Origin of the sequence: Klebsiella sp. ZJOU C1, assembly GCF_035620215.1 — a bacterium.
In the GTDB taxonomy this organism is placed as follows: Bacteria; Pseudomonadota; Gammaproteobacteria; order Enterobacterales; family Enterobacteriaceae; genus Klebsiella; species Klebsiella variicola.
Genome location: NZ_CP141644.1, coordinates 4255907 through 4276662, shown reverse-complemented (window position 1 = coordinate 4276662; position 20756 = coordinate 4255907). Strand labels below are relative to the sequence as shown.

The following is a 20756-nucleotide window of genomic DNA, read 5'->3' as shown; positions in this document are numbered from 1 at the left end:
GACGCTGTCTCTATTATCGACGTAAATTGAGCAATACGCCAATAAATACCCCGACGGCGGCTGCGGCGCCGACGCTGTGCCAGGGTTTATTGCGCACGTAGGTATCGGCGCAGCCCAGCGCATCACAGGCTGCCTGACGGGCATCCAGCGCCGCCTGCTGCACCCGGTTGTGACCATTGAGGCGGGCACGGGTCTCTTTCAGCAGCGACTGAGCTTTAACGCGCGCCGCTTCGGCTTCCTCTTTCGCGTCACTGCCCCACGATTTCAGCACCTCTTCCAGCGTATCCGCTAATTGACTGACATCGTTATGGATATCCTCAGCATTCTCGTCAAAATTGTTGCGGTTCACATGGTTAGCCATCGTTATCTCCCTTAATTCCATCGAGTGAGTAAGTGTAGGACAAGATTTTGAATTATGCTTACTGCTGTGGTTTCTGGAATATTCCGAAAGCACTGCGCTTAACGAATAAGGTAAGGTCAATGTGCGGTAAAAGATAACGAGGAATCAGTATGTATTTAAGACCCGATGAGGTGGCGCGTGTTCTTGAAAAAGCCGGCTTCACCATGGATGTTGTGACGCAAAAAGCGTACGGCTATCGCCGAGGCGATAATTATGTTTATGTGAACCGCGAAGCGCGCATGGGGCGGACAGCGTTAATTATTCATCCAGCGCTAAAAGAGCGTAGCAATATGTTGGCCGAACCGGCCTCAGATATCAAAACCTGCGACCATTATGAACAATTTCCGCTGTATTTAGCCGGAGATGCGCAGCAGCATTATGGTATTCCGCACGGATTTAGCTCACGGATGGCGCTTGAGCGTTTTCTGAATGGACTATTTGGCGAAGCCCAGCCGGCGATGTCGACAAATTAATACGACGGTTAAGACCGGGGCGGAGCAGGCTGGCGAGAGAGCGACTGGCAGGGCCAGTCGCTGGAATAGCGTCGGTCAGGCTTTCGCCTGCTGGTAGGGGGCCACGCGGAACAGGCGGCGGCAATAGTCGAGGAAGTAGCCGTAAGCAGCGCCCATCATCATCGATACCGCCAGGTTTGAGCTCACTGCAGCGACAATCTGGTGCCAGTCTGCACCTACGCTCCACAATATCGCGACATACACTGGCGACTGGAAAGTGACGTAGGCCAGCACGTCGGCCATATTTTTCATCCAGCCTGCCGGGCTAATGCGCCGGGCCTGACGCATCGCAAAGTCGCGATAAAAACCATAGGGCACGGCAATAATAATGTTGACCGGGATCGCCACCAGGCGCGACGATAACGACTGCTCAAACGTCATACCAGAGAGAAAAATTTCGATCATCATGTTGACGACGGTGCAGTAAACCACCATCGCAAAGGTGTCTGCAACCGCATGCCGCAAGCGGGAGTGCGCAGAGAACATCGGAGTGCTCCTCGAAAATGAAGTCAATAACGCCGAAAAATGCGCGTTGGTATAGCGTTTTTGGGCTGCCTGTTTTGATGTGCGTAGAGTATATCTCTGCATTAAAAGTGGCAACTAGCTATAAATTTTTATTTATTGCCTTTTTGTCGATAAAATACTCTGCGACAGTTGGTTTTCTGCCCGTTACGCTACTTTTATTGCTGGTTTTGTGAAATGTGTTTAATTTCAGTTGGTTACTTGACGTTTTTGCATGATATCTGACCAGGGAGGCGGCGTCTGACCGCCCGCTGTGGCGCAAAATCGCGTGAGCCTGTGATGAAGGTCTCGTTTAGATGTTTTTATGCCATTATGCCGGTTTTTGTGGTGAAAAATTCTAAAATGACGTGTGGCGTTTTATTCTGATTGGCTGGGTAACTATTCATTAGGCCGTGTGGAGAGGGCCTGCGCATCCGCCGACGATAAGAGGATAAACCGCTGACCATAAAGGTAATATCGCCTGCTGAATATATTTTCATATCTTACCATCCGCCGCTTTTATTTATTCATGGTCTTGTTGGCCTGCGCTGGCGAAAAAGAACCGGGGATTTGCCGATATAGGGCAGGCGGAAAAGGTTTACTCTTTGCATAATATATTTATCTGGACAACCGAAGGCTGGAAATAAATAAGTGTTTCCATTACACTTGCCGCGTTGTATCTTTTAATTGGTTATCTGGGATTTCTTAATTTTATGTCTTTAATGTTACACAAACTGAATAATATCCGTTCACTGCGTGCCCTGTCCCGTGAATTCTCCATTGACGTGCTTGAAGAGATGCTGGAAAAGCTCAGGATCGTCACTGAAGAAAAACGTACGCAACAGCAGCTGGCGGCGCAGCAGCAGGCGGAATATCAGGAAAAAGTGAATACCTGGCTTGAGCTGATGCGCGCCGACGGTATTTCTCCTGACGACCTCGTGGCCGATATTCAGCCGTCGATGGCGGTAGGGAAAAAGCGGCAACCGCGCCCGGCGAAATATCGTTATACCGATCATACTGGCGCAGAAAAAACCTGGACCGGTCAGGGAAGAATGCCGAAGCCGATTGCTCAGGCGGTTGCTCAGGGCAAATCGCTGGACAGTTTCCTCATTTAAAGCCGATCCGGCCGGTATCAGGACAGTGGGGGAGACCCGCCGTTCCGTCCGGCCTTATCACTCTCCGGGAGAGGGGCTTTAGCAGACGCCAAAGTCGCCCTCTTCCTGGTATGGCGTCACCTCTTCTGAGTTCAGCGTATAGCGCTCGCCCTGCTCTTGCGCGGCCTGAACCACCACCAGCTGTTCTCCCTGTACTTCAACCACTTTCAGTTTTGGTCCACCCGCACGCGGTTGTACCAGATCGCCGACAGAAAACATCATTCACTCCTCACGGTTAACATCCTGGATGAACCTCAACCATAGCTCAACGACTGGCCAGTGAACACTGGCTGTGCTGTTTTTTGTTAAAACAATTTGGGGGTATATGTATTAATGTTGTTAATGTTTTGCTGGCGCCATACCGCTGCTGAGAAGGGGGGACGGCGAGGGTAGGGTTACCATCAATCAGGTCAGGAAAGACACCATGAAGTATATCGTTCTATTGATCATTGTTATTGCTGTTCTGTATGTCCATTATCGCGGGCGGGTGCGCTATCGTTTCTGGCGACAGCTCTCCGATCATTCAACATTTACTGCTCCGCTGAATGGATTTATGTATTTATTTTCCCGCGTGCCGAATACGCCATATCTGCGCCCGGAGATGTTTCCCGAGCTGGCGATATTGCAGCAGAACTGGCAGGTAATTCGCGATGAAGGTCTCCACCTTCAGCAGCTGGAGCAGATTAAAGCGGCCGATAAATATAACGATGCCGGATTTAACTCATTTTTTAAAACCGGCTGGAAACGTTTTTATCTGAAATGGTATGAGGAGGCCCATCCCTCCGCCAGCCAGCTCTGCCCACACACCACCGCGCTACTGCGCGATATCCCGTCGGTGAAAGCGGCCATGTTCGCCACCCTGCCAGACGGCAGCCGTCTGCCGCGCCACCGCGATCCCTACGCCGGTTCGCTGCGCTTTCATCTCGGCCTGGCGACGCCGAACGATGACCGCTGCTTTATCGAGGTGGATGGCCAGCGCTACAGCTGGCGCGATGGGGAAGGGGTGCTGTTTGATGAGACCTATATTCACTATGCGGAAAATACCAGCGGTGAGAATCGGCTGATTCTGTTCTGTGATATTGAACGGCCCATGCGCTACCGCTGGGCGCAGCAGGTGAACCACTGGCTGGGACGTCATCTGATGAGCGCCGCCTCGGCGCCCAATGATACCGGCGATCGCATTGGCGGGATTAACCGGGCGTTTCGCTATATCTACCAGATCCGCATTGTCGGCAAGCGGCTGAAAAAATGGAATAAGACGGTCTATTACATCGTTAAATGGCTGCTGTTCGGCGGCATTGCCTGGCTTATCTGGAGTGCGTTTTAACCCTCATGACGCCGGTTCCAGGGCATGATCGCCAGCAGACGCGCCATGCCGCAAAAGCCGGTCACCCCGGCGAAGGTGAGCCCGGCGCCGACCGCGCCGCTGAGCAGGAAGAAGCCGCTGCTCACGGTATAGCCCAGCAGTACACCGAGTAAAATCAGGACGCCAGCGGCAATTTGTACCTGGCGCATCAGCGGCAGCGGCTGGGATTTATCCTCCTCAACCGGGAACCCCGCGGCCCTCCAGCCCTGAATCCCCCCGGCCAGCAGGCTTGCCTGAGCCGGTGCGGCGGCGGCGGCCAGGCGAATCGCGTTATTCTGCGTCCGGGAACCCGCCTGGCAGTGAAAGATGACTGTCTCTCCGGCCCGGGCATTGAGGGTCGCACCGTTGGTCAGGCTGGCCAGCGGCACCAGTTCGGCATCGGGAATATGTTCGCGCGCGTATTCATCCGCATCACGGATATCAATCAGTCTGGCGCCCTGGGCAATCAGCGCCCGGGCTTCGGCCGGGGTTAAGGTAGCGATGGTCATAGGATCCTCACGGGCAATAGAGCGTTTTCAGCGTGTTGATCACCTGCTGTACCGCAGGGTGGGTGATGAAATAGTGGATACGCTGGGCATCGCGCTCGCTGTCGATCAGCCCCTCGTCACGCATCCGCGCAAGGTGCTGCGAGGTGGCGGAAGGGCTCAGGCCGGTAGCGCGCGATAGTTCACCGGCGCTGGCCCGCGGCGCATCGCACAGTATGCACAGGATCAGCAATCGGTGAGGATTGCTCATGGCTTTCATCAGCGCGGCGGCTTCTCCGGCGCGGGCCTGCAGGTCTTCAGGTGTGGTCATGTATTTTAGATTTTTCTAAATTTAGATAACTCTAAAATAAAAACATCCCCTGCGCCAGCATTTTTTTATCTGTGACTCAGGCCGGAACGGCGAGCTGGGCAATCTGCGCTCGCGCGCTGGCGATCCCTGCGTCGCGACCATGCGGACGATTGTCCAGCCCTTCGGCATAGATAAATTCCACCTCATGGATCCCCATCAGCCCCAGTACCGCGCGCAGATAGGGGGTGATGGCGTCGGTGGTCTCTCCCTGGTGAATACCGCCGCGGCTGCTGACGACCACCGCCCGAACGCCCTCGACCAGCCCCTGCGGCCAGCTGTCGGTGTAGCGAAAGGTTTCCCGCGCCCGCGCCACGAGGTCGAACCATTTCTTCAGGTCGGTCGGGACGTTGAGGTTATACATCGGCGCCCCGATCACCAGCAGATCGCTGGCTTTTAATTCGGCGATAAGCTGGTCGGAGAGCGCAACCGCCGCGCGGATGGCCGGCTGCGGATCCACTGCCCCGCGCAGGGCGGCGAACAGGGGGCGATCCAGCGTTGGCAGCGCCATGGCGCTGAGATCGTGTTCCGTGAGCCGATCGCGGTGTCCTGCTGCCCGGCGCGCCGCGAGAAATTCGTTAATCAGCTGATTGGTCAGGGATGTTTCGCCATTAATGCTGGATTTTAATACCAGAACGTTAGCCATGATGAGTGCCTCAAGTGAAGGGGAGAGGCAGAGACTAACACTGTCTTTTTTCTCTCTGGAGTGACATTATTTTCCTCTATTGTATCCTGTAAGGAACCAATCTGTGCGTGACGATCTGAACGCGATCCCGGTGTTTGTTACCGTGGTCGAGAGCGGTAACTTTGCCAGCGCGGCGGCGATCCTCCACGTGACGCGTTCGGCGGTGGGTAAAACCATTGCCCGGCTGGAAGCGCGCCTCGGCGTGGCGTTATTCCAGCGCACTACCCGTCGGCAACTGCTGACGGAAGAGGGGGAGCAATTTTACCACCAGTGCCGGGAAGCGCTGGCGCGCATCCGCGAGGCCGAAGAGGCGCTCCAGCGCGGGAAGGGCGAGGTGCAGGGGCGGCTGCGGATCTCGCTACCAGTGCTCTTTGGCCAGCGCTGCGTGGCGCCGGTGCTATTCCGCCTGAGCCAGCGCTATCCGTTACTGAAGCTCGAGCTCCACTACAGCGACCGGCAGGTCAATCTGCTGGAGGAGGGGTTTGATCTTGCGGTGCGTATCGGAAACCTGGCCGATACCGGGTCGCTACGGGCGCGGGCGCTGGGGGAACATGGCATGGTGCTGTGCGCGGCGGCGGAGTACCTGCGCCGCCAGCCGGCGCCGCAGACCATCGCCGGGCTGAGCGAGCACCGCACCCTCGGCTATCTGCACAACGGCCAACTGCAAAAATGGCAACTGTACGACCCGCAGCAGGGTGAAGTGCGCTTCAGTCCGGAGACGGGGCTGGTACAGGATGATTTTGCCGCCATCGCGGCGGCGGTGCAGCAGGGGATGGGCATCGCCTGGCTGCCGGACTGGCTGGTGGCGCAGGCGCTCGCCGACGGGACGCTGCAGCAGGTGCTGGCGCCCAGCGCTCAGGTGCGTTTCGCTATCCACGCGGTGTGGCCGGAGGGGCCGTGGCTGCCGCAAAAAACGCGGGTGGCGATCGATGCCCTGCGGGAAGGACTGCGCCTTGCTAAAAGCACACCGCCCAGCGGTTAAGGGTATCTTAAGGCGACCGGGCGATAATGACAGAAAGATGACGACTGAGAGCTATCGCCATGAACGCCCTGGAAACCCTGAATCAATCTGTTTTTTTCGCGCTTAACGCGCAGCCTGGCGCCGCGGAGGGCCTGCTGTCGCTGGCCCGTTTTTGCGCCAGCGGCATCGTGTTTATGATGCCGGCGATCGCGCTCGGCCTGTGGTTTCTCGGTGGTCGTGAGGGACACCGCCAGGCGCTGTTTATGACCCTGGCCGTGATGATTTCCCTCGGGCTGGGGATGGTGTGCGGGACGCTCTGGTTTCATCCGCGGCCGTTTATGATCCCCCTCGGCCATACCTGGATAAGTCATCCGGCGGATAACAGCTTCCCCAGCGATCACGCTACGGTGATGTTCAGCGCCGCGTTTGCGCTGCTGTCGCTGCGCCTGCGGGCGCCTGGTCTGCTGATGCTGCTGGCTGCGCTGCCGGTGGCCTGGTCGCGGATCTATCTTGGGGTGCATTTTCCGCTGGATATGGTGGGCGCAGCCCTGGTCTCCATTGGCGGGGTCATCGTGGCGAAGCGGGTCTGGCAGGCGGTCGGCCCACGGCTGGTGCTGCTGTGCGAGGCCGTCAGCCGGCGGATGTTCTCCTGGCTGCCGGCGCGCTTTACGCCATAGCCTCAGCGACGAGGCCGTCCGGTACGGGCGGCGCGGCGGTATAGCGTGCTGCGGGCGATACCCAGTATCTGTGCCGCCCGGCTGACGTTGCCGTTAACGCTGGCCAGGGTATCGACAATCAACTGCTCGTCATGGGCCTGCAATCCTCCGCGCGGCAGCGGCGCAGGCGCGGTGCGATACGCCTCCGGCAGCGCGTCGGGCGTCAGCGTGTCGCCCTCATCGGCCAGAGCCAGCATCACCTTCAGGACGCTCTGCAGCTGGCGCACGTTTCCCGGCCACGGCAGCTGGCTGAGGTGGACCAGCAGTGCATTTGAAAGCGTCACCCGGCGTGAAACACCGCCCAGGTCGCGCCACAGCGTGGCGATAAAGGTTTCCAGCGCCGGCCACTCGCGCAGCGGGGGCAGCGCCAGGGCATACTCCCGCAGGCGCCACAGCAGATCTTCACGGAATTCGCCGGCGCTGACCCGTTGCGTCAGATTGCGGTGGGTGGCGCAGATCAAGGCGAAATTCACCGGCACGCTGCGGCTGGCGCCCAGCGGGGCCACCTCTTTTTCCTGCAACACCCGCAGGAGCCGCGTCTGCAGCGCCAGCGGCATATCGCCGATCTCATCGAGAAACAGTACCCCGCCCTCAGCCTCGCGGATTTTACCGATATAGCCGTTTTTGCTGGCGCCGGTAAATGCCCCCGGCTGGTAGCCGAAGAGCTCGGATTCGATCAGCGATTCCGGGATGGCCGCGCAGTTGATGGCGACAAATTTGCCACTGCGCCAGCGGCTGTGCTGATGCAGCGTACGGCTGACATACTCCTTGCCGCTGCCGGTTTCTCCCTCAATGCATAGCGCAATGCCGGCGTTGAGCAGCCGCAGCAGCTTTTCGCCTTCGCGCGGGCTGGTGAAAGGGAGATGCATGACCGGCGGGGCGCTTACCGCCACCCGGCGGCGGGTGGGCTCCCGCAGGCGATAGTGATAGCGGCCCTGCGGGGTGGTCAGCGGCAACGGGACGCTGACCGCCCTTTGCGCCAGCGTCGGAAAAAGCGACGCAAAGGTGAGCTGGCCAAACTGCGCCGCGCTCAGGCCGAACTCGCGCATCGCCAGTCGGTTGCCGGCGGTGAGGACGTTGTCAGAAAAGACCAGCAGCAGCTCCTCGACGCTGTCGAGCTTGTCCACCTGCCGGTGCAGGCTCATCAGCCACTGCTCCGGATGCAGGCTCTGTTTCACCCACAGATACTCAATCTGCTTTGCCGCCGCCTTCACCCAGCCGAAGGTATGCTGGTGGGGAAAATCCGCCGGGCCGGAGATATCCAGCACCCCGGCAATACTTCCGTCCGGCCGCTGGAGCGGCATCGCCGCACAGTACAGATTCTGATTGCGGGTAAGAAAATGCTGGCGGCCATCGATTTCGCAGCCGTCATCAATGACCAGCGCGGTGCCAATGGCGTTGGTCCCGCGCCCGCTTTCGCTCCACAGATTGCCGGGGGCCAGCGCCACGCGCTGAGCCTTCTGCATCGCCTGGGTATCGCCGACGGTGTGCAGCACCAGGCCACTGGGGTCGGAGAGGACCACCACCGACTGCAGGTCCGCCACCTGGCGCGACAGGGCATCCACCACCGGCTGCGCCAGCTGCTGCAGGCTGCGGTGGCTGGCGAGCCGGTCTGCCAGCTCCCCGGCGCGCAGACGGGGAAAATCCTCGGTAGCGGGATCCAGACCATAGCGCTGGCAGCGAGACCACGAGTCGCTGAGCAGGGGGTTAGCGTTAACCTCTGGTGCGAGAAGATAGGGATTACCTGGCACAGGGCACCTCAGGGTCGATGTTGCTGTGTTGCAATATTGTAGCCATTTGGTTTATTTGGTGTTGCGATTTGCAACACAGAAGTGGACATCTGTGCGACAGCGCCTGCCATCCTGGTAAATAAATAATCCTAACTCATTAATAAATAATATAAATTGTTGGCAATAAAAAACTGGCATAACCCCTGCAAAGTGAGAAGCGTTCGGCGGCAAGTTTAAAAAATCAATATGCCGCTGCGTCTCAACCCTACAGAAGGAGATTTGCGATGCGTTATGCACATCCTGGCCAGCCCGGCGCCCTGGTTTCATTTAAATCCGCTTACGGCAACTTCATTGACGGTAAATTTGTCGAGCCGCTGAGCGGTGAATTCTTTATGAATACCTCCCCGGTCGACGGCAGCAACATTGCGCAATTTCCCCGCTCGGACGCCAAAGACATTGAGTTCGCCCTGGATGCCGCTCACCGTGCGGCGCCGGCGTGGGGTAAAACGTCAGTGCAGCAGCGCTCCAGGCTGCTGCTACAGGTCGCCGATCGTATTGAACAGCACCTGGAGTATCTGGCCGTCGCGGAGAGCTGGGACAACGGGAAACCGATCCGCGAAACCCTGAATGCCGACCTGCCGCTGGCGGTGGACCATTTCCGCTACTTCGCCGGCTGCCTGCGCGCCCAGGAGGGAAGCACCGCCGAGATTGACGAAACGACGGTGGCCTATCATTTCCATGAACCGCTGGGGGTGGTTGGGCAGATTATCCCGTGGAACTTTCCGCTGCTGATGGCCGCGTGGAAGCTGGCCCCGGCCCTGGCGGCGGGTAACTGCGTGGTGCTCAAGCCGGCTGAACAGACGCCGCTGAGCATTACCCTGCTGCTGGAGCTGATTGGCGATCTGTTCCCGGCCGGGGTGCTTAACGTGGTACAGGGATTCGGCAAAGAGGCGGGCGAGGCGCTGGCCACCAGCAAGCGTATCGCCAAGCTGGCGTTCACTGGCTCCACGCCGGTCGGGCGGCATATTCTCGCCTGCGCGGCGGAAAATATTATCCCCTGCACTGTCGAGCTGGGGGGCAAATCGCCCAACATCTACTTCGCCGACGTAATGGAGGGAGAAGAGGAGTTTATTGAGAAGGCGGTGGAGGGACTGGTGCTTGGCTTCTTCAACCAGGGGGAGGTATGTACCTGCCCGTCGCGGGCGCTGATCCATGAATCCATCTATGAGCCCTTTATGGCTCGGGTCATGGAGAAGGTGGCGCAGATCCGCCGTGGTGACCCGTTAGATACCGACACCATGATCGGCGCGCAGGCTTCCCGCCAGCAGTTCGATAAGATCCTCTCCTACATTCAGATTGCGCGGGAAGAGGGCGGGCAAATTCTGACCGGCGGCGAGCGGGCGGCTATCGCGCCGGCGCTGGATAACGGTTTTTATATTCAGCCCACGCTGATTAAAGGCCGCAACGATATGCGCAGCTTCCAGGAGGAGATCTTTGGGCCCGTGATCGGGGTGACCACCTTTAAGGACGAAGCGGAAGCGCTGACCATCGCCAATGAGACCCAGTTTGGCCTTGGCGCCGGGGTCTGGACGCGGGATACCAACCTCGCCTATCGCATGGGCCGCGGGATTAAAGCCGGCCGCGTATGGACCAACTGCTATCATGTCTACCCGGCGCATGCGGCGTTCGGTGGCTATAAACAGTCTGGCGTTGGCCGGGAAACGCACAAGATGGCGCTGGATGCCTATCAGCAAACCAAAAATCTGCTGGTGAGCTACGGCACCGCCCCGCTGGGTCTGTTCTAAATACAACCCCGCGCTTCTGTTCCAACCTCTGTCCGCAATCCGTCCGGGTTGCGGATTTTTTTTAACTGCAAAATAACCCTGCTATTTAGCCGGTTTTATTGAGCGGCATGACCAACACATTCACACGGCTGATGTAATATCTTTCACTTGAAAATAAAAAGGGTTCCACAACAAGAAATTATGCGCAGTGAGGCGGACACTTGTGCTTCATTTATGTAGAAATGATGAATATTAATACCAGGAAAATTCCTAATTTTCCTGTGCTGTCGATCGGAAGCACAATAAAACAAGACAACTTTTTGAGTAATTATCTTTAAATTTGTTAATGGTTTTGATCTGTTGTTGTTTGAAAGTGTTTTATTGCCGTTTGTATAGATATGTAAATTAACATTGAAAAGGCATTTCAAAAATAAATTTTATGCCTCTGATAATCATTAACTTATTCGTAACATTGTGCCGGGTTGCCTTTTGGTAGGTGCGGTAATATATTTATTTCGCACACCAAAATAACTTTTTTAGCTTCTGTTTTTTATTAATGGTCACCTTTTGACGGAATAAAGCAGAGCGAGAGGGCGTGTGCCTACTATCCTGCGGAAGGAACGCAATGAACATTTACAAGGAGGAACTGATGAGCAGCTTCGCGATAGCCAAGCGCTATTGCCGATGACTGTGCGATATATTCGTTAACGATGAGATAAATAATGAAAACCCAACTTCGTATTATGGCAATTCTCATGGGCGCGCTGGTTTCGGGCGCGGCAATTTCAGGCAATACGCAACCGGCAAGATCGACAATGACCGTTAACCCAGGCGCCAGCGCAGGCACTCAGGGTACCGGTGGGCAGGTAATTTTTAACGGCTCTATTACCGACAGCTCCTGCAACGTCGACAGCGGTTCAACCGGCCAGACCGTGGATCTGGGCAAATGGGCCAGCAGCTATTTTACCGGCACCGGCTCCGAAACCACCAAAACTCCCTTCCATATCAAAGTCAAGGATTGCCCGGCCAGCGTGGCCAAGGTTGCGGTGCTGTTTGACGGCGCGCGCGATCAGTCTGATACCACTCTGCTGGCCACCAATGGCGGCGCCACCGGCGTGGCGATCAAGCTGTATGAAGACGACCAGAACACGGCGGTCAGCCTCGGCAAAGTGTCCAAAGATCACCCGGTCGTCGCGGGCGCCACTGCCGGCACCGGCTCTGCTGACCTCGAGTTTTACGCCGACTATGTCTCTACCGGAGCCGTGGCGGCGGGCGATGCCAACGGTACGGCTAATTTCAATATGATTTATAACTAAGCATATTGCGCGTTATTCAGAGCCAGTCCATTGCGTCTGGATCCATAGCAGTCTGTTGAAATATTAATGGCGAAGCAGTCGCGATATATATTCGTGACGGTATTGTTGTTCCTGCTAATTATCTCAATGGTTACTGGCTCTGTTATTCACAGCTTTATTTTATTGTCTGTTCAACCTTTACCTGATGGTTATTAATGATGAAGAAAATAATTGCCGTTGCGGCTTTTCTGCTGTGCTCCACGGCAGCGCAGGCCGGTATTGTCATGGGGGGAACCCGTGTGATTTATCAGGAAGGGAAGCGTGAAGCCGCTATTTCAGTCACCAATGCCGATACTCACACACCCTATCTGGTGCAGTCGTGGATGGAAAATTACGCGGAAAATGACAAGAGCAAGGTGCCCTTTATTGTTACCCCACCGCTGTTCCGTCTCGATCCGGAGCAGAATAACGTTCTGCGTATTAACTTTATTGGCGCCTCGCTGCCCGGCGATCGTGAGTCGGTGTTTTGGCTGAACGTCAAAAGTATTTCTCCGACGCCGCAGGGCGAGGTGAATAAGCTGCAGGTCAATATTAAGTCGAAATTCAAAATTTTCTATCGCCCCAACGGTCTGGCAGGCGACCCGGCAAAAGCCTGGCAGCAATTGAAGTTTACCCAGTCCGGCGGTCATCTGACGGTGGCAAACCCCACTCCCTATTTTGTCTCTTTTTACTCCGTCGCGGTGGGCGGGCAGAGCATCGATGAGCCAGGCATGGTGGCTCCGTTCGGCCAGAAAACGTGGCCGGTGAGCGGGCACGGCGCCGTCAAATGGCGGGCGATTAACGACTACGGTGGCGTCAGCGATTTCGCCCAGCAGTAATTCCCTTTTGTGATGACATGACCGGACGGCGCCAGCATGAAAAGAACAACAACAGCGAAGGTGCGGGAGTATGCCGCAATGCCAGTGACCGCAGGACGGGCGCTGGCGCTGGCGACAGTGCCGACGATGATGTTTTGTCTCAGCCCGCTGAACCGGGCGCTGGCCGACGACTATTTTGACCCGGCGGCGCTGGAGTTTGCCGACCCGCAGCAGCAAACCTCCGACCTGCACTACTTCGCCAAACCCGGCGGGCAGCAGCCGGGCACTTACTCTGTCACCGTGGTGGTTAACGATCAGGAGCTGGGTCAGGCTGATATTACGTTTGTTGACGATGGCGGGAAGCTGCAGCCGGTGCTGACGCCCGGTCAGCTGGCGGATTATGGGGTCAACGTCAGCGCCTTTCCCGCCTTTCAAACGCTGCATGAAGGAGAAACCTTCACCCGGATCGAGAAGTTTATTCCCGACGCCAGCAGTCGGTTCACCTTTGCTAACCAGCGCCTGACGCTGAGTATTCCCCAGGCGGCGATGAACGTGCAAAGCCGCGGCTATGTCGATCCCTCGCGCTGGGACGATGGCGTGCCGGCCGCGTTTGTCGATTACTATTTTTCCGGCGCGCAAATAAAGAACGCCGATGACGGGGAGAGCAGCCACTCAAACTACCTCAATTTACGCAGCGGCGTGAACCTGGGCGCCTGGCGGCTGCGCAACGTCTCCTCAATGCAGTACGACCAGCAGCGCCGGCACTGGGATACCCAGAGCACCTGGCTGCAGCGCGACGTCCGCTCGCTGAAGAGCTTGCTGCGGATCGGCGATACCTACACCACCGGCGATGTGTTTGACAGCATCCCCTTTCGCGGCGTCCAGCTGATGTCTGACGATGAGATGCTTCCGGACAGCCAGCGCGGCTTTGCCCCCACCATCCGCGGCGTGGCGCACAGCAATGCCAAAGTGACCGTCTCTCAGCACGGGTATGTGATCTACGAAACCTTCGTGTCGCCGGGGGCATTTGCCATCAGCGATCTTTACCCCACCTCGCAGAGCGGCGATCTGGAGGTGAAGGTGACCGAGAGCAATGGTTCGGTGCGCACCTTTACTCAGCCCTATTCCGCAGTTCCTTTTATGCTGCGCGAAGGGCGCGGCAAATTCAGCCTTAGCGCCGGGCGCTACCATTCGGGGGCGGATACCGTCCGCTCGCCGGAATTCCTGCAGGGAACCCTGTTCTACGGTCTGTCGGCGGGGTTTACTCTCTACGGCGGTACGCAACTGGCCCAGGACTATCAGTCCTGGGCGCTGGGCCTGGGTCGCGGCTTCGGCGAGTTCGGATCGCTGGGAGGCGACGTGACCCAGGCCGTCACCCGCACGCCGTCGGGCAAGCGCTACGCGGGCCATTCGCTGCGCGCCCAGTATCAGAAAGATTTTGTCAGCTCGGGGACCTCATTCAGCCTCGCCAGCTACCGCTACTCCTCCAGCGGCTATTACGATTTTGCCGAAGCCAGCGCGCTGGAAAGCGCGCAGGGGCAGGTGGACAACCGGCGTCGCCGGGAAGAGCTGTCGGTGACACAAAGCCTTGGCGGCCTCGGCAGTCTGGCGATCTCCGCCTGGTCGCAGGATTACTGGCACCGGCAGAGCCGGGATGAGACGGTACACCTCGGGTTCTACAGCGCCTGGAAGGGGATCTCCTGGGGCGTGGGCTATTACTACACCCGCGCCAGCAATCAGGAAAAAAATGACCGTTCCTGGTCATTTAATATCAACATCCCGCTGGGCGGCCCGCTGTCCGACAGCGCGGTAAGCTATAACACCACCTCGGACAGCAATGGCTATACCTCGCAGCAGGTCTCGCTGTATGGCGCGGTGCCGACGCGGCCAAATCTGTTCTATTCGGTCCAGCAGGGCTATGGCAACCAGGGGCGAGGCAGCAACAGCAGCGTCGCGCTGGATTACCACGGCGGCTTCGGCAACGCCCAGCTCGGCTATCGTCATGACGCCGCCAGCAACCAGCTGACCTGGGGAGGCGCCGGCTCGGTGGTCGCGCATCCGCACGGCGTCACCTTCGGCCAGACGGTGGGCGAGAGCTTCGCCATCGTCCGCGCGCCGGGGGCCGCTGGGGTGGCGGTACAAAACGGCAACAATGTGCACACCGACTGGCGCGGCTATGCCGTGGTGCCATCCCTGACCGCCTATCGAAAAAATGTCATTACCCTCGACACAGAGTCGATGGCCGACGATACCGACGTCGATCAGGAGGGGCAGACCGTGATCCCCGGCGGCGGCGCGGTGGTGATGGCCAACTACCGGACCCACATTGGCAACCGGGTGCTGTTTACCCTGCGCAATGCCCAGGGGCCGTTGCCGTTTGGCGCCAGCGCGCGGCTGGTCACGGCGGAGGAGAGCGGCAATGCGCCGGGCGGCATGGTGGCTGACGGTGGGCAGGTGTACCTCAGCGGCGTGCCGCAGGAGGGGACCCTGGCGGTGAGCTGGGTCGTTAACAACCAGTCGCAGAGCTGCACGCTGCATTTTCAACTTCCGGATAACCCACAGCAGAGTCTGAATACGGTGAAAACCGTCTCCGGACTGTGCCAGACACGCTGAGGCGGCTATGAAATCTGTTTTTCGTCTACTTCCTGTTCTCTTTCTGCTGGCGCTGAGTGGTTACCTCCCCGGCGTGCGGGCTGAAACCTGCCGCGCGAATATCGGCCAGACCACGGTCAATATTCCCAATATCAAATATTTACCCACGCTGCCGGTCAATACCCAGATGACCAGCGCGATGGCGGATAACGGCAGCGGGATCCCCTTTTCCTGCGACCTGCAGCTGCCGACGGCGAGCGCCAAACGCATCGTCTATAAGCAACTGAAAACCGGCGGCTCGCCGGTGGTGATTAACGGACAGCACGTCTACCCCAGCGCCATCGACGGCATCGGTTACTCGCTCAGCTTTCAGTGCGCGGGCGGCCCGATGCGCGCTATCGATGGCAGCCACTCCGCAGGCGGCGAGTCGGTGGTGGTGTGCGACAGCGCAATGCTTCCGGCGCTGATGACGCAGCAGCAAACCACGGTCAGGATCGCGGTGACCTTCTATAAAACCGGGACGGTGCAGCTGGCGGACGGGACGCACACCAACTCGCCGTCGCTGCCGCAGGTGGGGGAGATGACCATTGAGCAGCAGGCCAGCGGGAGCGCCAGCTATGTCGCCAGCGCGCCGGTCAGTATCGATATGGCGGCCCTGAACGTGGACATCGGCAGCAGCGGCAGCTGTCAGGTAGCGACGTCGACGATCCAGGTCACTCTGGGCACGGTAAACCGGGCGGAGTTTCACGGTAAAGGGAGCACCGGCGGCCAGGCGAAGCGCTTTTCGATCCCGGTGTTCTGCCCGTCGCCGACCGACGTGCGCATCGGCTTTTTCGGCGTCAGCGTGGAGAGCGATACCCTGGCCCTGAGCAAGGCCAGCAACAGCGCCAGCGGCGTCGGCGTGAAGCTGACCTACGGTAATAACCCCGGCGCGGCGGTCTCTGATGGCACCAGCGTTAAGATCAATGAGGCCAGCAACTTGCCGATCCTGAAAAGGGTGACCGGCACAAACGCCGGTACCGCCGAGGCGATCAATTTTAACGCCCAGTATGTGCAAACTGACGCCACGGTGGGGGCGGGCACGGCCAACAGCATGGTGACCTTCGCCCTGGAGTATAACTAGCCTGACGCTGGCGCATGGGCATTCTGCAGGGGGATGGGCACCACCGCGCCGTAGTCGTCGATATAGTTCAGCTGGTACAGGCGAGTGCTGTCGGTGGTCATCACGGTATGGCTGCTGTATGGCCGGAGCATCACGTTTCTCATCGGCGAGAGGTGGCCTTTATTATCGATCAGCGTCCCGTTGACCAGGGTGATATGCAGTGGGCCTGAGTTGGTAAAGCGCAGGTGATTCCCGCTCTGCTGCCACTGCAGCTTTTGCACCTCTCTGGCGAGGGTGGTGGTGATGGCGGGCGGACGATAAAAGAGCTTCAGGCGGGTACGGACGACAAATTGCAGCGTATGCGTGCCGACGGCTGCGGGAGGCGTCTCCTGGATATTGACCCAGTACACGCTTTCCCGATCGCCGGGCAGCCCGCCGCCGAAATAGATAAAGCGCAGCTGGGCGGATTGTTGCGGCGATAAATAGACCTGCGGCGGCGTCGCCACTATCGGCAGGCCGACGCGCGAGGTATTGAGTCCGGCGTCCAGCCAGATCTGCACTTTATAAGGCGTGCTGCTGCGATTGTGAATGTTCAGGCTGGCGACCTTTTCTTTCCCGGAATAGACCACCCGCGTGGCATTAATGGTGATCCCGGCGCAGGCCTGAAAGGTCACTGCGCAGAGCAGAACCGCCAGTTGTGTTTTCATGAGGACTCCCTTGACGTCTCATCCCTGACCGGGAAGCTATTCCTGCATAATGGTAAATCGGGCCGTCGCATTGCCGTCGCCGGGATCGGCGTGGGTTTTGTCCCAGGTGTAATAGAAGGCGTTCAGCCTGAAGGTTCCGGAGCCGCCGTCCACCGGGATCTCTATGCGGGGATCGTGTTGCGGATCAAGGCGTTCATCGAGGCTGAGCGGGGTGCCCGTGCGGTCAGTGAGCAGAATACCTACCTTGCTGGCCGGCTTACCGCTGCCGTCGAGCGCCAGCACGCGGTTTTCAGGTGTGTCGGCAGGCGAGGGGCCGTCAACCACAATGTAGTAAGTGCCTTTCTCACAATCTTTAACGCGAATGTCGATGCCGACCGCCGGCCCGGTCCCAGACTGACTGTTTTTCAGTCTCGACAGCGGAATAGCGCCCATACTGACGTCGATGACCCCGCTGTCGTTCACCCCTTCGAGCTTGCAGGAGGCGTTCACGACCTTGCCGATGAAATTCAGCTTGCCCTCTGCCGCGAGTGCAGGGACAGCGGCCAGCCCGGCAAAGACCGTCGCCAGACACAGCGTGATTATTTTCATTTTCTTTCCTTCTCTATTGCCCGTAAAGCTGGCGCCAGGGCCGTTATTTTGATGAGTCTTATTTACGCCAGGTATGTTTTTTATTAATTCATCTGACTGACAAATTTATTAATACCAGGAAATAAACTGGCTTGTTATTTAGGGGCTGCTTTTGTCGGGATAGTAGCGTGGGGGAATTGCGACGTAAATAAGACGGTTATTAACGCGAGTTGAATGCCAAATATCGCTCGATAAAATAAATTGCTATTTTAATTCAATGCATTAGAAATAGCTTATTGCTCTTTTTTGCCAGGTGTTCGAACCCACTTCATGGTGGAAAATACGATCGTTCACGTAAGGCTACGCCCGGCAGATGAGGGATCATTCACCGGAGGGGGGCTGTTTTTTATCGCCAGATTTGCGATCGGCAACCGTGCTGCCGGGTTGTATGTCACGATGATTAAAAATAGGATGAATGCCCTGGCGTATGCTGCGGATGGTGTGGACTGATAAGCGGCCGATCACCCCGGCGCGAAAAATCGATAACGATAAGGATGGCGAGATGAAACTGACGGTGGGGCTGGCGCTGACGCTGGCGATAATGACCTGCGGCGCCCAGGCGCGCGATATGCAAACCATCGAGCACAGCGGTGAGCTGAAAGTGGGCGTGCCGGGCGATTACGCCCCGCTGGCGTTTCGCAATGCCGCCGGCGAGCTGCAGGGCTATGACGTGGACATGGCCCGCGATCTCGGGCGCACGCTGGGGCTGAAGGTGAGCTTCGTCTACACCAGCTGGCCAGCGCTCGCCGCCGATCTGCGGGCGGACAAGTTTGATATTGCGATGGGCGGCGTGACGCAGACTCCGGCGCGGGCGAAGGACTTCGCCCTCAGCCATCCGGTAGTGGCGAACGGTAAAATCGCCTTAGCCAACTGCCAGGCCGCCCCGCGGCTCGGCTCGCTGGCGAAGATTGACCGCCCGGAGGTGAAGGTGGTCGTCAACCCTGGCGGCACAAACCAGAGCTTTGTCGATGAGCATATCAAGCAGGCGCAGATCATTCGCGTACAGAACAACGTCGACAATCTGGAGGCGCTGCGGCAGAAAACAGCCGATATGATGGTGACAGACCTGATCGAAGGCGACTATTACCAAAGCAAAGAGCCCGGCGTGTTCTGCGTTGCTAACGAAACACCGTTCGCCGGCACCGCCAGCGACAAGGTGTATATGATGAATAAGGATAACCCGGCGCTGCTGGAGAAAGTGAACCAGTGGCTGGATAGCCAGGACAAAGAGGTTCTCAAACGGAAGTGGAAAATTCGCGGTTAACGCGGCGGCGCGCCACCGCCGGCAGACGCGTCCGGCGGTGGTTATCGTCCACGGTTAGCGCTGCGGCGACAGGGGCTGTCGCGCGAGGCCGCGGAAGTAGCAGGCGTAGCCGAGGGTGGCGGTCAGGCACAGCATATAGCCAAACGACTCGCTGCCTTCCTCGACCGTGTTTTTCACCACCCGGGCGTAGTTCTCATCCAGCACGGCGTACCACAGGCCGTGCATGCCGAACAGCCGCGAGAAGACCAGAATCGCCAGCAGGCCGCTGATCATCATCCCGTAATAGGGCGTGCGGGTATACTCCGCCAGCTGCGACAGGGTCTGACGCAGATGGCGCAGCGGCGCCAGCAGCGACCCTACGGTGGCCAGCAGGGCAAACCACACCCAGCTGCCGTGGGAGAGCAAATCAAACAGGCCATCCAGTTCACGGATCAGCATGGCGAGGAAGAAGCCGCCGATGAGGATATTGCTATAGCGCAGGTGGGTATATTTTCGCGCCAGCAGGAAGTGAACCAGTACGATGACGGCCAGCACGCTCTCCTGCACCACTTCGGTGAGCGACACCTCCGGGATGTCGTTGCCAAACACCCGAATATCCACCCACAGACAGAGTACCGCGAGGGCGGCTGCGACCGCCGCGCCGAGAAAGAATAGCAAGCTTCGTAACAGAGACATTAACACCACAACTTATACTTAAAAGAAATATCATAAGTTTTGGGAATGCATGTTCCTGTTCACTTTGTGCGACTTTGCCGCGTTTTTTTAACATTTTGCGCGGTTTAGCGCCGGCGAAGGCGACAGGAGAGGGTGACTCCCCTGAATGAGGTGGGCGTCAGAGAATATCATCCACCACGCCGCCGTCGACGCGCAGTGCGGCGCCGGAGGTGGCCGATGCCTGCGGCGAGCAGACGTAGACCACCATATTGGCGACCTCTCCCACCGAGGCCGCCCGCTGGATCACCGAGCTCGGACGATGGGTCATGACAAACGCTTTCGCCAGTTCCTCCAGCGACTTGCCGGTTTTCGCCACGTCGTCTTTCAGCATCTCGGCAAAGCCGTCGGAAATCGTCGGCCCTGGCAGTACGCTGTTAACGGTCACTCCGCTGCCGGCGACATATTTCGCCAGGCCGCGGGCCAGCGACAGCTGCGCGGTCTTGGTCACGCCATAATGGATCATGTCCGCCGGGATATTGCGCGCCGATTCTGAGGAGATAAACACCACCCGCCCCCAGCCTTTACTGACCATCGCCGGGAGCAGCCCCCGTGACAGGCGTACGCCGGACATGACGTTGGTCTGCCAGTAGTTGTCCCATGTCGCGTCGTCGGTGGCGTAGAAATCCTGCGGGCCATAGATCCCGGCGTTATTGACCAGAATATCGACGCCGGTCACCGCCCGCAGCAGCTGGGCTGCGCCGTCGGCGTCGCTGAGGTCGGCGATGGCGGGTCGCGCCTTCGCGCCCGACACCTCATTTTGCAGACGAGCGATGGCGGCGTTCACGCTCTGCTCGCTGCGCCCGTTAATGATGATCTCTGCGCCGCTCTCCGCCAGGCCTTTGGCGATGGCGAAGCCAATACCCGCCGTGGAGGCGGTGACCAGCGCGACTTTCCCCGATAAATCAATCTTCATGTTCCTGCCTTCTGGTTGTGGATCTCCCATTAAGCGTAGCAGCGG

At 58.2% G+C, this 20756-nt stretch carries 21 protein-coding genes and 1 pseudogene; 11 read left to right on the top strand and 11 right to left on the bottom strand.

The genetic code is table 11. The features are described 5' to 3' along the window. Positions 1 to 13: 13 nt before the first annotated feature. On the bottom strand, positions 14 to 361 hold the full coding sequence (locus tag SPE70_RS20415; protein WP_002914293.1) for an ElaB/YgaM/YqjD family protein: 348 nt from the start codon (positions 359 to 361) through the stop codon (positions 14 to 16). Positions 362 to 510: 149 nt separating this feature from the next. On the opposite strand from SPE70_RS20415, the gene SPE70_RS20410 reads away from it, so the two are divergent. Beyond that, positions 511 to 873 (top strand): DUF2002 family protein, encoded by a 363-nt coding sequence (locus tag SPE70_RS20410; protein WP_008806132.1) that lies wholly within the window; start codon positions 511 to 513, stop codon positions 871 to 873. Between the two features lie 75 nt (positions 874 to 948). Here SPE70_RS20410 and alaE read toward each other — a convergent pair whose 3' ends face one another. Next, a complete protein-coding gene (gene alaE / locus SPE70_RS20405; protein WP_008806131.1) occupies positions 949 to 1398 on the bottom strand; it encodes an L-alanine exporter AlaE in 450 nt (149 codons plus the stop codon). Positions 1399 to 2126: 728 nt separating this feature from the next. Between alaE and stpA the strand changes: the two genes are divergently transcribed. After that, on the top strand, positions 2127 to 2528 hold the full coding sequence (stpA, locus tag SPE70_RS20400; RefSeq protein WP_040975977.1) for a DNA-binding protein StpA: 402 nt from the start codon (positions 2127 to 2129) through the stop codon (positions 2526 to 2528). 78 nt (positions 2529 to 2606) lie between these two features. Here stpA and SPE70_RS20395 read toward each other — a convergent pair whose 3' ends face one another. Continuing rightward, positions 2607 to 2786, bottom strand: a complete 180-nt coding sequence (locus SPE70_RS20395) for a YodC family protein (RefSeq protein ID WP_012540801.1) — start codon at positions 2784 to 2786, stop codon at positions 2607 to 2609. Between the two features lie 205 nt (positions 2787 to 2991). Between SPE70_RS20395 and lpxO the strand changes: the two genes are divergently transcribed. Next, on the top strand, positions 2992 to 3894 hold the full coding sequence (gene lpxO, locus SPE70_RS20390) for a lipid A hydroxylase LpxO (protein ID WP_012540802.1): 903 nt from the start codon (positions 2992 to 2994) through the stop codon (positions 3892 to 3894). On the opposite strand, the pseudogene SPE70_RS20385 reads toward lpxO, so the two are convergent. The 3 genes and pseudogenes from SPE70_RS20385 to SPE70_RS20375 all read right to left on the bottom strand — a co-directional run bounded on the left by SPE70_RS20385 (position 3875) and on the right by SPE70_RS20375 (position 5410). Continuing rightward, positions 3875 to 4421, bottom strand: a pseudogene (locus SPE70_RS20385) (rhodanese family protein). The gene lpxO and the pseudogene SPE70_RS20385 sit on opposite strands and share 20 nt — an antisense overlap. A 7-nt stretch (positions 4422 to 4428) precedes the next feature. After that, positions 4429 to 4728 (bottom strand): ArsR/SmtB family transcription factor, encoded by a 300-nt coding sequence (locus SPE70_RS20380; RefSeq protein ID WP_012540804.1) that lies wholly within the window; start codon positions 4726 to 4728, stop codon positions 4429 to 4431. A 76-nt stretch (positions 4729 to 4804) separates the two neighbouring features. Further along, a complete protein-coding gene (locus SPE70_RS20375; RefSeq protein WP_012540805.1) occupies positions 4805 to 5410 on the bottom strand; it encodes an FMN-dependent NADH-azoreductase in 606 nt (201 codons plus the stop codon). A 103-nt stretch (positions 5411 to 5513) separates the two neighbouring features. Here SPE70_RS20375 and SPE70_RS20370 point away from each other — a divergent pair, with 103 nt between their 5' ends. Beyond that, positions 5514 to 6431, top strand: coding sequence for a LysR family transcriptional regulator (locus tag SPE70_RS20370; protein WP_022065771.1), 918 nt, complete (start codon positions 5514 to 5516; stop codon positions 6429 to 6431). A gap of 59 nt (positions 6432 to 6490) precedes the next feature. After that, the gene (locus tag SPE70_RS20365) at positions 6491 to 7087 is read left to right on the top strand and encodes an undecaprenyl-diphosphatase (protein ID WP_008806125.1); all 597 of its coding nucleotides are present in this window, start codon (positions 6491 to 6493) and stop codon (positions 7085 to 7087) included. Between the two features lie 2 nt (positions 7088 to 7089). Here SPE70_RS20365 and SPE70_RS20360 read toward each other — a convergent pair whose 3' ends face one another. Next, the gene (locus tag SPE70_RS20360) at positions 7090 to 8877 is read right to left on the bottom strand and encodes a sigma-54-dependent Fis family transcriptional regulator (RefSeq protein WP_016161670.1); all 1788 of its coding nucleotides are present in this window, start codon (positions 8875 to 8877) and stop codon (positions 7090 to 7092) included. A gap of 263 nt (positions 8878 to 9140) precedes the next feature. Here SPE70_RS20360 and SPE70_RS20355 point away from each other — a divergent pair, with 263 nt between their 5' ends. The 5 genes from SPE70_RS20355 (at position 9141) to SPE70_RS20335 (ending at position 16507) form a co-directional block, all read left to right on the top strand. Then, complete coding sequence (locus tag SPE70_RS20355; protein WP_008806123.1) at positions 9141 to 10661, top strand: acetaldehyde dehydrogenase ExaC; 1521 nt, start codon at positions 9141 to 9143, stop codon at positions 10659 to 10661. 701 nt (positions 10662 to 11362) lie between these two features. Then, complete coding sequence (locus SPE70_RS20350; protein WP_008806122.1) at positions 11363 to 11956, top strand: fimbrial protein; 594 nt, start codon at positions 11363 to 11365, stop codon at positions 11954 to 11956. Between the two features lie 194 nt (positions 11957 to 12150). Next, on the top strand, positions 12151 to 12813 hold the full coding sequence (locus SPE70_RS20345) for a fimbrial biogenesis chaperone (RefSeq protein ID WP_022065767.1): 663 nt from the start codon (positions 12151 to 12153) through the stop codon (positions 12811 to 12813). 78 nt (positions 12814 to 12891) lie between these two features. Further along, entirely contained in the window at positions 12892 to 15405 is a 2514-nt protein-coding gene (locus SPE70_RS20340; protein ID WP_077267428.1) for a fimbria/pilus outer membrane usher protein, read from the top strand. Between the two features lie 7 nt (positions 15406 to 15412). Then, the gene (locus tag SPE70_RS20335) at positions 15413 to 16507 is read left to right on the top strand and encodes a fimbrial protein (RefSeq protein ID WP_008806119.1); all 1095 of its coding nucleotides are present in this window, start codon (positions 15413 to 15415) and stop codon (positions 16505 to 16507) included. Here the strand turns inward: SPE70_RS20335 and SPE70_RS20330 are convergent. Beyond that, positions 16504 to 17193, bottom strand: coding sequence for a fimbrial biogenesis chaperone (locus SPE70_RS20330; RefSeq protein ID WP_008806118.1), 690 nt, complete (start codon positions 17191 to 17193; stop codon positions 16504 to 16506). The genes SPE70_RS20335 and SPE70_RS20330 overlap by 4 nt on opposite strands. A gap of 36 nt (positions 17194 to 17229) precedes the next feature. Then, positions 17230 to 17781 carry a fimbrial protein gene (locus tag SPE70_RS20325; protein ID WP_040968812.1) on the bottom strand — a complete coding sequence of 184 codons (552 nt, stop codon included), beginning with the start codon at positions 17779 to 17781 and terminating at the stop codon, positions 17230 to 17232. Between the two features lie 466 nt (positions 17782 to 18247). On the opposite strand from SPE70_RS20325, the gene SPE70_RS20320 reads away from it, so the two are divergent. Then, positions 18248 to 19084 carry a transporter substrate-binding domain-containing protein gene (locus tag SPE70_RS20320; RefSeq protein ID WP_043876172.1) on the top strand — a complete coding sequence of 279 codons (837 nt, stop codon included), beginning with the start codon at positions 18248 to 18250 and terminating at the stop codon, positions 19082 to 19084. A gap of 54 nt (positions 19085 to 19138) precedes the next feature. Here the strand turns inward: SPE70_RS20320 and SPE70_RS20315 are convergent, their stop codons facing one another. Further along, on the bottom strand, positions 19139 to 19759 hold the full coding sequence (locus SPE70_RS20315) for a hypothetical protein (RefSeq protein WP_012540816.1): 621 nt from the start codon (positions 19757 to 19759) through the stop codon (positions 19139 to 19141). Positions 19760 to 19916: 157 nt separating this feature from the next. Further along, positions 19917 to 20711, bottom strand: coding sequence for an SDR family NAD(P)-dependent oxidoreductase (locus tag SPE70_RS20310; RefSeq protein ID WP_047666864.1), 795 nt, complete (start codon positions 20709 to 20711; stop codon positions 19917 to 19919). Between the last annotated feature and the right edge of the window lie 45 nt (positions 20712 to 20756).

Excerpts from the sequence above, each read along its gene's own strand:
- SPE70_RS20415 (WP_002914293.1), bottom strand. The coding sequence starts at position 361 with ATGGCTAACCATGTGAACCGCAACAATTTTGACGAGAATGCTGAGGAT.
- SPE70_RS20410 (WP_008806132.1), top strand. The coding sequence starts at position 511 with ATGTATTTAAGACCCGATGAGGTGGCGCGTGTTCTTGAAAAAGCCGGC.
- alaE (WP_008806131.1), bottom strand. The coding sequence starts at position 1,398 with ATGTTCTCTGCGCACTCCCGCTTGCGGCATGCGGTTGCAGACACCTTT.
- stpA (WP_040975977.1), top strand. The coding sequence starts at position 2,127 with ATGTCTTTAATGTTACACAAACTGAATAATATCCGTTCACTGCGTGCC.
- SPE70_RS20395 (WP_012540801.1), bottom strand. The coding sequence starts at position 2,786 with ATGTTTTCTGTCGGCGATCTGGTACAACCGCGTGCGGGTGGACCAAAA.
- lpxO (WP_012540802.1), top strand. The coding sequence starts at position 2,992 with ATGAAGTATATCGTTCTATTGATCATTGTTATTGCTGTTCTGTATGTC.
- SPE70_RS20380 (WP_012540804.1), bottom strand. The coding sequence starts at position 4,728 with ATGACCACACCTGAAGACCTGCAGGCCCGCGCCGGAGAAGCCGCCGCG.
- SPE70_RS20375 (WP_012540805.1), bottom strand. The coding sequence starts at position 5,410 with ATGGCTAACGTTCTGGTATTAAAATCCAGCATTAATGGCGAAACATCC.
- SPE70_RS20365 (WP_008806125.1), top strand. The coding sequence starts at position 6,491 with ATGAACGCCCTGGAAACCCTGAATCAATCTGTTTTTTTCGCGCTTAAC.
- SPE70_RS20355 (WP_008806123.1), top strand. The coding sequence starts at position 9,141 with ATGCGTTATGCACATCCTGGCCAGCCCGGCGCCCTGGTTTCATTTAAA.
- SPE70_RS20350 (WP_008806122.1), top strand. The coding sequence starts at position 11,363 with ATGAAAACCCAACTTCGTATTATGGCAATTCTCATGGGCGCGCTGGTT.
- SPE70_RS20345 (WP_022065767.1), top strand. The coding sequence starts at position 12,151 with ATGATGAAGAAAATAATTGCCGTTGCGGCTTTTCTGCTGTGCTCCACG.
- SPE70_RS20340 (WP_077267428.1), top strand. The coding sequence starts at position 12,892 with ATGCCAGTGACCGCAGGACGGGCGCTGGCGCTGGCGACAGTGCCGACG.
- SPE70_RS20335 (WP_008806119.1), top strand. The coding sequence starts at position 15,413 with ATGAAATCTGTTTTTCGTCTACTTCCTGTTCTCTTTCTGCTGGCGCTG.
- SPE70_RS20330 (WP_008806118.1), bottom strand. The coding sequence starts at position 17,193 with ATGAAAACACAACTGGCGGTTCTGCTCTGCGCAGTGACCTTTCAGGCC.
- SPE70_RS20325 (WP_040968812.1), bottom strand. The coding sequence starts at position 17,781 with ATGAAAATAATCACGCTGTGTCTGGCGACGGTCTTTGCCGGGCTGGCC.
- SPE70_RS20320 (WP_043876172.1), top strand. The coding sequence starts at position 18,248 with ATGCTGCGGATGGTGTGGACTGATAAGCGGCCGATCACCCCGGCGCGA.
- SPE70_RS20315 (WP_012540816.1), bottom strand. The coding sequence starts at position 19,759 with ATGTCTCTGTTACGAAGCTTGCTATTCTTTCTCGGCGCGGCGGTCGCA.
- SPE70_RS20310 (WP_047666864.1), bottom strand. The coding sequence starts at position 20,711 with ATGAAGATTGATTTATCGGGGAAAGTCGCGCTGGTCACCGCCTCCACG.